This window comes from Kitasatospora kazusensis (assembly GCF_039529945.1).
In the GTDB taxonomy this organism is placed as follows: Bacteria; Actinomycetota; Actinomycetes; order Streptomycetales; family Streptomycetaceae; genus Kitasatospora; species Kitasatospora kazusensis.
In genome coordinates this window covers 109,065-121,664 of the sequence record NZ_BAAANT010000014.1, presented here as the reverse complement: position 1 = coordinate 121,664, position 12,600 = coordinate 109,065, and the positions used below count along the sequence as shown (strand labels likewise).

At 73.0% G+C, this 12,600-nt stretch carries 7 protein-coding genes; all 7 read left to right on the top strand.

Translation table 11 applies throughout. From position 1 onward, the window contains the following. Nucleotides 1-160 precede the first annotated feature (160 nt). Nucleotides 161-2,104, top strand: a complete 1,944-nt coding sequence (locus ABD330_RS14955; protein ID WP_344465009.1) for a glycoside hydrolase family 5 protein — start codon at nt 161-163, stop codon at nt 2,102-2,104. Nucleotides 2,105-2,253: 149 nt separating this feature from the next. Further along, complete coding sequence (locus ABD330_RS14950; RefSeq protein WP_344465007.1) at nt 2,254-2,466, top strand: cold-shock protein; 213 nt, start codon at nt 2,254-2,256, stop codon at nt 2,464-2,466. A gap of 164 nt (nt 2,467-2,630) precedes the next feature. Next, entirely contained in the window at nt 2,631-5,360 is a 2,730-nt protein-coding gene (locus ABD330_RS14945; protein ID WP_344465005.1) for an AfsR/SARP family transcriptional regulator, read from the top strand. A gap of 735 nt (nt 5,361-6,095) precedes the next feature. Continuing rightward, entirely contained in the window at nt 6,096-8,057 is a 1,962-nt protein-coding gene (locus ABD330_RS14940; protein WP_344465003.1) for a WXG100-like domain-containing protein, read from the top strand. Between the two features lie 82 nt (nt 8,058-8,139). Next, complete coding sequence (locus ABD330_RS14935) at nt 8,140-9,309, top strand: hypothetical protein (protein WP_344465002.1); 1,170 nt, start codon at nt 8,140-8,142, stop codon at nt 9,307-9,309. Between the two features lie 154 nt (nt 9,310-9,463). Next, the gene (locus tag ABD330_RS14930) at nt 9,464-10,729 is read left to right on the top strand and encodes an SUKH-4 family immunity protein (RefSeq protein WP_344465000.1); all 1,266 of its coding nucleotides are present in this window, start codon (nt 9,464-9,466) and stop codon (nt 10,727-10,729) included. Between the two features lie 258 nt (nt 10,730-10,987). Next, nucleotides 10,988-12,600, top strand: a 1,613-nt coding sequence (locus tag ABD330_RS14925) for a WXG100-like domain-containing protein (protein WP_486327077.1), incomplete at its 3' end; no start/stop codon positions are given.

The following is a 12,600-nucleotide window of genomic DNA, read 5'->3' as shown; positions in this document are numbered from 1 at the left end:
ACCGGTCCGGGAGAATATCGGATACACCTGCTGCGGACGGCAGTTGAGCAGTGAAACCCGGGGCCGCACGGGTATGTCAGGTGAAGTGTATTCAGATTACTGTTCGGTAGCTGAAGGAAGAGCAGCACCTCCACAGTCGTCCACCCACCTCAGGACCGTGATGAAGAAGCTCGTCACCCGCACCCTGTCGGCCGTCTCGGCGCTCTCCGCGCTGCTGGCCGTGACCACCGGCGGCGGCCAGGCCGCTCGGGCGGCCGCTCCCGCCGCCTCCCGCCCGGCCGCGGCGGTGCCGAGGACCGGCGCGCAGCTCGCCGCGTCCTGGACCGGCCCGCTCAGCACCCGGGGCCGCTACATCGTCGACGCCGACGGCAACCGCTTCAAGCTCCAGTCGGGCAACTGGGAAGGGGCGCAAGGCACCTGGCTCGGCAGCGGCGACCCCGACGTTCCGGCGGACAACGAGAACAACGAGCCCTCGTACAACCTCCCGCTGGGCCTGGACCGGGTGCCGATGGCGCAGATCATGGCGGGATTCCACAGTCTCGGGATCAACAGCATCCGGCTGCCGTTCTCCGACGCGCTGATCCGCAACACCACCCCGGTGCCCGACGCGGCGGTGGCGGCCAACCCGCAGCTGCGCGGTGAGACCCCGCTCCAGGTGTACGACGCGGCGGTCACGGCGCTGACCGCCGACGGCTTCGCGGTCATCCTCAACAACCACACCACCACCGCGCGTTGGTGCTGCGGACTGGACGGCAACGAGCGCTGGAACAGCGGGCAGAGCACCGACCAGTGGCTCGCCGACTGGGTGTTCATGGTCAGCCGCTACCAGGCGAACAAGCGGGTGGTCGGCGCGGACCTGCGCAACGAGGTCCGCCGGGACGTCACCGACGACCCCAACTGGGGCTGGGGCGACTCCCACGACGAGAACGCCGCCTTCGAGACGGCGGGCAACCGGATCCTCCAGGCCGACCCGGACATGCTGGTCATCATGGAGGGCATCAACTGGCAGGGCATCCCGCTGGCCGGGCTGCCGCACGGACGGCCGATGCTGACACCCGTCCAGAACCTGTCCAACACGCTGATCTCCTCGGACAAACTGGTCTACTCGGCGCACTTCTACGCGTACACCGGCCCGGCCAACAGCGGTGCGGGCAGCGGCCTGGGAGCCACCGGCGACCCGCGCTACGAGGACTTCACCCCCGCGCAGCTCGCCCAGGTGGTCAGCCAGGAGGCGCTGTTCGTCACCCAGGCAGGACAGCACTTCACGGCGCCGGTCTGGGTCAGCGAGTTCGGCGCGGCCGGGCGGGGCGAGACCGATGCCAAGGAGCAGGCCTGGTTCGACAGCTTCACCGACCTGCTGGTCGCGAACGACACCGACTTCGCGATCTGGCCGCTGATCGGCTGGACCCGCAACGGTGCGCCGCTGGACAGCTGGGCACTGCTCTCGTACGACGCCACCGGCAACCGGCTGAGCGTCGAGGACCCGGGGGACTGGCGGGCCGCCGACTGGAACAAGCTCGTCGGCGCGCCCGGCCTGACCGGCCCGGTGGCGCGCACCGCCCGCTGGAACATGCTCGACCTCGACCACAGCGACTACGACGTCTCCGCGCAGATGCTCGCCCGGACCGACTGGGACCCGGGCGCGCGCAAGGGCGACTGCCCCGACACCGAACGGCTCGCCGGCCTCGGCCGCAGCGACAGCCGGGGCCTGTGCACGGACGCGGGGCAGCCGGCCAAGGGCGGTGCGCAGTACCTGGCCGTCACCGACGAGCGGTACGTCACCGAAGGGGACTGGGCCTCCGGCTACAACAAGCTGCAGTGCCCGGACGACTACTTCGCCGTCGGGTACAGCGTGCGCGGCAACGCGATGTCCTCGCTGCTCTGCGCACCCGCGGCCGGGAAGCTGCCGACCACGGGACGTGACGTCTGGTTCGACCACGGGGACAGCCGTCCGGGCAGCGGCGGCTCGACCGCCAGTGACTGGGCGCCCGGCTACTACAAGGGCCAGTGCGCCGACGACGAGTACCTCGCGGGTGTCGCCTACACCTGGCGCTGGGCCGACGCCGGGGTGCCGGACGCGCTGCTCTGCCGCCCGCTCGGCTGACCAGGTCTGACATCGTGCCGACGACTGTCCGGCTTCGCCCCCTGCGGCCGGCCGGCGGGCGCTAACCTGACGATCGATCATGGCCGAACCGGGCGGGCGGAGGACCGTTCTCCGGGGGCGGCACCGCAGGTGAGGGAAGGACAGTCACGATGGCGCTGATCAACGGCACGGTCAAGTGGTTCAACGACGCGAAGGGCTTCGGCTTCATAACCCCGGACGACGGCAGCAAGGACGTCTTCGTCCACTTCTCCGCGATCCAGGGCAACGGCTTCAAGACCCTGGCCGAAGGCGCGGCGGTCACCTTCGAGATCGACAGCAGCGGTGCCAAGGGCCCGGCGGCCGTGAACGTCACCGCGATCTGACCACCCCGCCCCTGACCTGGGGAGCTGTCCGCACGGGCGGCTCCCCCGGCCGCGGCCCCCGTGCGGCGGCCGCCCCGCCGACGACACCGGGGGCGGACGCGGCCGCCCGGTGACGTCCCGATAGCCTTGCCCCCGGACAGGCAAGCGATCAGGGGGACGACTCGGTGAGGTTTCGGCTGCTCGGAGCCGTTGCGGTGGACGGCGAGGCCGGAGAACTCGCGCTCGGCCCGGAGAAGCGGCGCAGCCTGCTCGCGATGCTGCTGCTGCGCCGCAACCGCGCGGTCTCGGTCGCCCAGCTGACCGAGGCGATGTGGGTGGACGAGCCGCCCGCCAACGCCCGCTCCGTGGTCCAGAGCCACGTCTCGCGGATCCGCACGCTGCTCGCCGAGGCCTGCGCCGACCAGGACGGCGTGCTGCTCGCCACCGAGGGCGACGCCTACGTCCTGCGGGTGCCGGACGGGCTGCTCGACGTCGACCGGTTCGAGCAACTGGTCGCGCTGGCCCGCAGCCGGCAGCCCTCCGCCGAGGCGGTCGACGCCCTGCACCGGGCCCTCGGGCTGTGGCGCGGACCGGCGCTCACCGGCACCGTGGCCAGCCAGATGCTGGAGGCCTGGGCCCAGACGCTGGAGGAGAGCCGGCTCGCCGCCGTCGAGGCGCTCGCCTGCCACTACCAGACCCTCGGAGAGCACGCCAGCGCCGCCGAACTGCTGCGCGGCGAGGCGGTCGCCCACCCGATGCGCGAGACGCTGGTCGCCTCGCTGATGCTCGCCCTCTTCCGGGCGGGCCGTCAGTCCGACGCCCTCGACTGGTACCACCGGACCCGGCACGTGCTCTCCGAGAAGCTGGGTGTCGACCCCGGCCAGGTGCTGAGCGGGGCCTACGAGTGCATCCTGCGCGGCGAGGAGACGCCCGCCGAACCGGCCGAACCGGCGGGCGTGCCGCGTCCTGCGGCGGAGCAGGGCGGCCGGCCCCGGGACAGCGCCCCGGATCTGCTGCCCCGGGCACCCCGGGGGTTCTACGGCCGGACCACCGAACTCGGCGCCCTGGACCGGGCCGCCGCCCACGCCCAGGACGGCGCGATCTGCCTGGTCACCGGCCCGGCGGGGGTGGGCAAGACCGCGCTGGTCCTGCACTGGGCGCACCAGCACGCCGACCGGTTCCCGGACGGCCAGCTCTTCGCGGACCTGGGGAGCTTCAGCGACCGGCCGGACCGCGAGGTGGGCGAGGTGCTGACCGAGTTCCTCCTCGCGCTCGGCGTGCTGCCGCAGGACCTGCCCGGGTCGGTCTCCGCGGGCTCGGCGCTGTTCCGGCGGCTGACGCACGGCCGCCGGGTGCTGGTCGTCCTGGACAACGTGCGCGAATCCGACCAGGTCAGGATGCTGCTGCCGGGCGGCACCGACTCGGTGACGCTGGTGGCCAGCCGGAACCGCCTGGTCGGCCTGGTCGTCTCCGACCTGGCCAGCCCCGTGCCACTGGCCGCCCTGCCACCCGAGGAGGCGACCGCACTGCTCGCCCGGGTGCTCGGCGCGGCCCGGGTCGCGGCGGAGCCGCAGGCCGCCCGCGAGGTGGCCACCCTCTGCGACGGGCTGCCGCTGGCGCTGCGGATCGCCGCCGCGAAGATCGCCTCCGACCCGCGTCGCGGGATCGGCGCGATGGCGGAGCAGCTCGGCCACGCCCACCGCCGGCTGGCCCAGCTCTCGGCCGAGGAGATCAGCGTCGCGGCGGCCCTGCGGCTCTCGGTGGAGCAGCTGCCGCCGCCCGCCGCCGCCCTGTTCCGCCTGCTGGGCCAGCACCCCGGACCCCGGGTGGACCGGTACGCCGCCGCCGCCCTCTGCGGCACCCACCCGGACGACGCCGCCCACGCGCTGGACCAGCTCGCGGCGACCCACCTCGTCACCGAGACCGACGACGACTGGTTCAGCCTGCACGACCTGGTCCGGCTCTACGCCCAGGGCCTCTCCGACGAGGCGGCGCCGGAGGCGTTCGACCGGCTCGCCGACCACTACCTGCACGTCGCGCTCGCGGCGGCGGCCGCCGCCGAACCGGGCGGCCAGCCGTGCTGCGCGCCACCCGCGGACAGCTACCGCCCGCCGCTGGTGACCGGGTTCGCGGACCCGGACGCCGCACTGGCCTGGTTCGCCGGCGAACGCGAGACCCTCGCGGCGCTGGTCGCGCGGGCGGCCCCGGAGCGTGCCTGGCGGCTGGCCCTGCTCCAGTGGCCGCTGGTCCTGCGCCAGGTCCGGGACGGCTGGGTGCCGGTGCTGGACCTGGCCCTGCGGGCGGCGGTCGAGGTCGGTGACGAGGACGCCGAGAGCCGGGTACGGGCCCTGCTCGGCTGGGTGCTGACCACCGAGCGGCGGTTCCCCGAGGCGCTGGTCTGCCTGGCCCCCGCCCCTGAACTGGGCGCCCGCTCCGGCAGCCTGGTCGGGGAGGCGATCGCCCGGGTCAACCTGGCCGTCGTACAGACCGCCCTCGGCGACGCCGACGGCGCCGGCGCCGGCCTCTCCCGGGCCCTGGAGCTGGCACTCGCCGACGGCCACCCGCACACCGTCACCCTGGCGATCCAGCACCTGGCCCGGCACCTGCTCGACACCGGCCACCCGGAGGACGCGCTGCGGCGCGCGCTGTACGGGCTGGAGGTGGCGACCCCCGGGGTCTCGGCAGCCCGGCGGGTACTCCTGCACACCACCTGCGGCGAGGCGCTGCTGGCACTCGGCCGGCCGGCCGAGGCGGGTGACTGCCTGCGGACCGCGCTCGCGGAGGCGGAGGTGGTCGGCCACGACGAGAGCACCGCCGAGGTGCTCCAGGTGCTGGCCCGGGCCGCGGACGAGGCCGGGCAGGAGCGCGAGGCCGCCGGCTACCGGCGGCGCGCGGAGCTGATCACCTCGGTGTGACGGCCGGGCCGTGCCGCGGGAGCGCGTGCGGGGGGTGCCGGGCCGGGCCGCGCCTGCCCGTTCCTCAGGGACGGGCTCACCGCCGGGGTGTGACGGGCAGACTTCCTGGGTAGGTGACGGCAGCAGCTGCGCCCTGGGGCCTTCGTGAGGCGTCGGCGAGGCATCGTCCGCGAGACATCCGCGAGACATCCATGGGCACTGCCGAGGTTCTGGCGGGGTGCCGGCCGGACGCAGCCGCGGCCCTGGCAGTGAAGCGTTAGCCAAGCGCACGCAGGAAGCAAGCGGGCTGGTCAATGCTGGTGACAAGGCAGACGTGATGTCCTGCCGGACCCCCCGTGCTCTCGCGCAGGCGCGATCGCGCGCGCGACGGCCCGGGGCCAGCACTGTTCCGTTCTCGGGAGTACCGGCGTGACCAACTGCTCATCCGCGAGGTATCGCGACGTACCCGGCCGCCGCCGGACCGGGCGCGAGAGACCGGCCGCCACGGTCTAGCAGGTGGTGCCGGGCTGCGTCCCGACGGATCGTCGGGACGTTCCGAGCCCCCGTTCCCCGTACCGGCCCGGGCCTCCGGAGACCGGTGGTCCCCGAGGCGGACCCGCGAACGCCCACTGCCCGGCCGGATCCGGCCGGGCAGTGGGCGGCAGTCCGTGGATCCGGCCCTCCGTTGCTCCACTCCGGGCCCGTGGTCCGTCCCTCCTCCTCAGCCGGGCGGTCCGTCCGAGAAAGTGATCCGCCATGATCGAGCTGCCGTCCGACCTCGCCGATGTGCTCAAGACCGTCCAGAGCAATGACCACGGCAAAGACATCGCGTTTCCTGACGCCAACGAGGACGTACTGGGTGACCTGGCGACGGCCTGGGAGAAGTGGATCGGTGTCGCCGACTCGCACATCCAGACGATCATCGCCAACTCCAAGCGGGCGATGGCGGGCATGTCGGGCCCGGCGGCCGACACCTTCGAGCAGTACCTGGAGAAGTACGCGGGCCGGGACGACTCGCACGCGCCGACCACCCTGGTGGCCGGGCAGGCCGTCGCCCAGTCGCTGCGCGGCGCCACCCAGGCGGTGGGGCAGACCAAGACCGAGATGATCCGCGAACTCCAGTACGCGAAGGAGTACATCGCGAACAACCCGGCGGGCAAGCACGACGACGTCGCGCAGTCGGCGGGCGTCAAGCAGGCCGCCGACACCTACCACACGTACGTCGGGCAGGTGGGCTCCGGCGTCGACTCGATGCTGCGCCAGAACGCCACCCACATCGAGGCGATGACCGGTGCGGGGAAGGGCTGCGCGCTGCCGAACGCCGGCGGGGGCGGTGCGGGCGGGGGTTCGGGGGCCGGTTCCGGTACGGGGCTGGACAGCGTCCCGCCGCCCGGTGGCGCGGGTGCGGGCGACGGCGCGGGCGGGGGCGACGGCGCGGGTGCCGGCGCGGGCGGCGGGGCGGGCGGGGGTGCCGGTGGCGGCGCGGGCGGCGGGGCAGGAGGTGGCGCCGGGGGCGGTCACGGTATGCCGAAGATGCCTCACATGCCGCAGATGCCGGGGATGCACGGCGGTCAGGGGGGCGCGAAGTCCCCGGTCCTGCAGCCGTTCAAGCCGCCGATGCCGGCCATGCCGACGATGCCGGACTACGGGTCGGGCCTGGGCAGGAACGGTCTGCCGGTGTTCACGCCGCTGCCGCTGGACAAGACCTCGGGCGGGCTGAGCCTGGCGGGTCTGCCCGGCTTCGACTCCGGTGCGGGGGCGGGTGGTTCGGGCGGTCTGTCGGCGTTCGGCGGCGGCGGTGCGGGCGGCAGTTCGCTGGGCCTCGGCGGCGGTGGTGGCGGCGCGGGTGGCGGCATGGGTGGCGGTATGGGCGGTGCGCTGGGGGGTGCGCTGGGCGGGCTGGCCGGGGGTGCGGGTGCGGCCGGTGGTGCGGCGGGTGCGGCTGCGGCGGCGGCTGCGGCGGGGCGTTCGCTGGGTGGTGCGGCGGGTGCCGCGCGTGGGGCTGCCGGGGGTTCGGCGGCGGCGCGGCCGGGGGGTTCGGCTCCTCATATGCCCGGTGGGGGTGCGGGTCGTGGCGGGTCGAAGGAGCGCAAGGCCAACCGGTTCCTGCGGCCGACGCGGTTCGGCTGCGAGGGCGACGAGGAGGAGCAGGGGCCGCGCGGGGACCGGGGGATCGTCGGGCAGGCCACCGAGCAGGGGCCGCGTGACCAGCGCTGGCAGCGGATGCGGCAGCGGTGGATGGACGAGTCCCGGACGGAGAGCGCGGGTCACGCGGCCGCTGCGGCGGCGGCGCACGAGGAGGCCGCTGCGGCGGCGGCGCAGCCGGCCGGTGAGAACGCCGTGCTGGCGCAGCTGGCCGGCGCTCTGCTGGGCCCCGGCGCAGCGACCCCGGCCGGGGAGGATGCCTCCGGTGACGCGGCCGCGTCCGGCACCGAGACGACGTCGGACGGCAAGGCCGCAGGTGGCACCACCTCCGACGGCGGCTCAGCCAGCGGCTCCGGGGACGACGCCTACCTCGACCGGGCCCGCTCGGCGGCGTCGCGCCGCGGCCGCCCCGACGAGCAGGCCCCCGGCGAGACCCGGCCCGCCGGCGGGGCTCCGGTGGAGGCGGCGAAGCCGGCCGTTCGGGCACCCCTGCTGGAGGAGGGCGGGTACCAGGTCCCCAGCCCCTTCATGCGGGCGGCGCTGGCCCGGCTGGCGGCCGCACCCCAGGCCTGACCCCTGCCCCTGGCGCTCCGCATTCCTGTCCTGAACGGCCGGTCTCCGGACCGGCCGAAGACCACGCTGATGAGGGAACACCATGACCGACGACGCCCAGGCCGAGTACCGCGCCACCGAGATGTTCACGACGCCCGAGTACCGGCAGGGTACGCCGGTCGAGTACGAGCCGGTGGAGCGGTTGCGGGAGGGAACGCCCGTGGAGTACTCGCCGGTGGAGCGGATGCCCGTCGAGGTTCCTGAGCACCAGATGGCGCGACTGTTGCCTGATGGTGTGATGCCGGCGCAGACGGCGCGGGTGGGGGAGATGTTGCCTGATGGTGTGATGCCGGCGCAGACGGCGCGGGTGGGGGAGATGTTGCCTGATGGTGTGATGCCGGCGCAGACGGCGCGGGTGGGGGAGATGCTGCCTGATGGTGTGACCCCGGCGCAGACCGCGCGGGTGGAGCAGATGCCTGTTGAGATGCCTGCGCACCAGATGATGGCGCAGAAGTCGTCGGGTGAGCCGGCTCCTGAGGGTGTGCCGGCGACGCCGGGGATGCCGTTGTCGGGGGCCGGGGTTGAGAGTGCGCAGAAGTCGTCGGGTGAGCCGGCTCCTGAGGGTGTGCCGGCGACGCCGGGGATGCCGTTGTCGGGGGCCGGGGTTGAGAGTGCGCAGAAGTCGTCGGGTGAGCCGGCTCCCGAGGGTGAACCGGCGACGCCGGGGACGCCCCTGTCGGGGTCCGGGCTGTCGCCGCGTATCGGTACGCAGATGCAGCCGACGACGCCCGCGCAGAGCGCCGCCGCTCCTGGTTCGTCTTCCGCTTCCGGCTCGGGTGGTGGGGCCGGTCAGGGATTCCAGGTACGCCCGGAGCAGTACGGTGCGGCGGTTTCGCCGATGCTGGCGGCTTCGGAGGCGATCGCCGCGCTGTACACGAGCCTGAACTCGTACCTGCCGAGCATGGAGTCGCAGGCGCCGTGGGGCAAGGACGAGTCGGGCAAGCAGTTCGCCGAGGGTGACAAGGGCTACCTGAAGTACAGCGCCGACACCCTGAAGGCGTTGAAGGGAATGCCCGACGGGCTGAAGTACATCGCCGACGGCCTGAAGTCGATGGCGCAGGGCTACGAAGGCGCGGACGGCTCCACCGCATCCGATCTCGCCGGTCAGGAAGGCCAGTTGCAGTCCTCGCCGCCGCCCGCCTACACGCCGCCCATGCACATCCCGATCTCGCCGAGCATCACGCTTGAGCACATGAACACCGGAAAGCACTGACCCCAAGCCTGTCGGACTTCCTGAGCGCTTGCCGGGGAGAAACGTGCACAGCATGACTCCCTCCCACGGCACACGCGTGAAAAACCGTCTGATCTGAGCGGGTTCCGACCGTCACCGCCTGACCGACACAATGAAGAACCAAGGAAGAATTTTCGTGATTAGCCAGGAGCAAGCTCTCGGTACGGCCGACGTCTGGCTGAACGGCGGCCGTGGTGACGGCGTGCGCCGTGAGGTGCGGCACCGTGAGTTCGATCTCGGGTGGGCGGTGTGGGCGGCGCCCGCGCCGTTGGAGCGTGATCCGGTGACGGGTGAGCGGCGGCCGCCCGCAGACCTGGGCAGCGCCTGTGGTGTCGTGGACCGGCAGAGCGGCGAGCTCAGCGTCTGGTCCTCCATCCCCGTGGACGAGGTGATCGAGGCGTACCGGCTGCGCGCCCGTCCCGCCGTCGGTCCGGGCAACGTACTGACCGCGTCCTACAGCGACCCGGCCACCGGCCAGGTCGCCCAGATCGAACTGGTCGCCGCGCCGGGCCGGGATCCGGTCGAGCACCGGCTGGTCGCCGAACTGGCCCGGCTCGGTGTTCCGCACACGGCCGTCCGCGGAATCCACACCGCGCTGCGGTCGGCCACACTGCCCGGCGGCTATCCGGCGGCCCTGGTGGAGCGGGAGTTCCCCGCCGCCGAGATCAGCTGTGACCACCCGTACGGGATCCTCGCGGAGGAGCGCGCGGAGGGGGTGGCCGCGCTGACGGAGCGGGTGCAGCGTGAGGTCCGTCCCGCGCCGCCCCGCCCGAGGCGTGTCCCCGCGCCGGCGCACGGCAGTGTTCCCGCGGCGGCGCCGGTGCGGGACGTGGAGCTCGGCCGCCGGCTCAACGCCGCCTTCGCCGAGGTGGTCCGCTACGACGTGGACGACCTGGCGGCCAGTCGGCTGCCCGAGGACACCCGGTCCGCTCTCGCCTGGGCCGGCCAGCCGGCGGAGGTGCCGCTGTTCTTCACGGCCGACCGGCTGGAGTCGCCGCCGGCCGGTGGACTCTTCGCCGACCTGCGCACCCACCTGAGGGCAGCGGGCACCGCAGTCGAGCCCGCGACCCTGGACGTGCTCGCCGGTTGGACCCGGATCGGTTCGGACGGCCTCTGTGCCGTCGCGGTCCGCTGCTCGGGCAACGAGAGCGGCTCCGTCTGGGCGGTCCATCCGCGGACCGGCAGCGGACGCTTCGTCAACACCTCGCTCTCCGCCTTCCTGCGCAGCCTCATCCTGCTCGCCACCGCCCGCCACACCCTCAGCGGCCTCGACCCCCTCGAAGCCGCTGACGTCCTCACGAACCTCCAGACCGCTCTCGGGGAGAGCGACCCCGATGCCTTCCGCAAGGAAAGCACCTGGTGGTCCGTCGTCATCGAGCAGATGTGGCACGGCCTCTACTGACCTGACCTGACCTGACCTGACCTGGTTTGGTCTGGCTGCACGCCACCCGCGTACCGAACCTCACGACGCTCGATCGTGGACCGACTGAAGCCGACGGCGCAGGGCTACGAGCGGCGGACGATCTGCCGCGTCCGATCTCAGTCACCTGGACAGCCAGTTGTAGGCCTCGCCGCCGCCGACCTGGCCCCGGTCCGTCCACACCCCGATTTCACCGAGCGGCAACGCTTGAGCACATGAACACCGGAAGGCACTAATCCCATGGCTGTCGAACTCCCCGAACCCCTGCAATGGGTGCTGTTGCTTCTCGCCGGTACGCGTTGGCCGGAGGCGGACGAGGGCCAGTTGCGGGAGATGGCGGACCACTGGCGGAAGGTGGGTTCGAGTCTGCAGGATGCGTCGCATTCGGCGGATGCGGCGGTGAAGCAGGCGCTGGAGGGTCAGCAGGGTACGGCGGCCGAGGCGTTGGGCAAGCACTGGGCCGAGTACACGGTGGGCAAGGGGACGGAGTCGGATCCGGGGTACCTGCCGGGTCTGATCAATTCGTGCAACGGCATGGGCGACATGCTGGAGGCGATGGCGAACTCGGCGGAGACGGCGAAGATCCAGATCATCGCGCAGCTGGGGATTCTGGCGTTCGAACTGGCGACGGCGGAGGCGGAGGCGCCGTTCACGGCGGGTGCTTCGCTGGCAGAGGCTCCGGTGTTCATCGCGGCTTCGCGTGAGACGGTCCAGCAGGTGCTGAAGCGGCTGTTGAAGGAGGCGTTGCAGCACGCGTTGAAGCAGGCGGTGCAGATGGCGGCGATCGATCTGATGGCGCAGGCCATCGAGTTGGCGCAGGGGCACCGCAAGAGCATCGACATGAAGGAAGTCGGTAAGGCGGCCGAGAGCGGTGCGGTGGCGGGTGCGGCCGGGCATCTGCTGGGCAAGGGGATGGGTGCGGCCGGGGAGAAGCTGGGCCTGGGCGGTGCGATGGGCTCGACGGCGGGGAAGATGGCCACCGGTGCGGCGGTGGGTGTCGGTACGGATGCGATCACGCAGTTGGTGACGACCGGTCATGTCGACAGTCACAGCCTGCTGGGGTCGGGTCTGAGCGGTGGCGCGGGGGCCGGGCTGCACGCGGGTGCGAACGCGGCCAAGGCCCACTTCAACGAGCCGAAGATGCCGGAGGGCGGCTTCCCGGGTGGTGAGGGCGGTGGGAAGCCGACCTTCTCCGAGGGCGGCGCGGGCACCGGCAACGACAACTACCAGGGTCCGGGCGGCAGCTCGGGCAGTGCTGGTGAGTCGGGCGGTTCGGGGGGTTCCGGGGGTTCCGGCGGTTCGGGTTCGGGTGCGCACGAGAGTACGGAGGGCGGCGGGGACTCCGGATCGTCGTCGTCCTCGTCGGGGACCAACGGCCTGGTCCCGTTCGGCTCGCAGCGCCCCGGTGGTTCGGGCGGGGGTGCCGGGCACGACGGCGCGGCGCCGTCGTCGTCGCACGGGTCGGCGGACTCCGGTCCGGCGCCTTCGCACTCGGAGAACTCTGCCGGTGGGCATGATTCTGCGGGTTCGCAGGGTTCGGGCGGTCACGAGGAGGGTCTGGATTACCTGAACGTCGGGGACGGAACGCACCCGGACGAGATCGCCGCAGCCGCGGCCGCCCGTGACGGGCAGAACTCCCCGTCACCTGAGCACACCCCGAGTGGGCACGCCGGCGAGAGTGTGCCGTTGCACGGTGAGGCGGTGCCTCGTGAGGGTTCGCCGTTGTCGGAGCAGAGTCCGGGTGAGCGTCCGGTTGGTGAGGCGGTGCCTCGTGAGGGTTCGCCGTTGTCGGAGCAGAGTCCGGGTGAGCGTCCGGTTGGTGAGGCGGTGCCTCGTGAGGGTTCGCCGTTGTC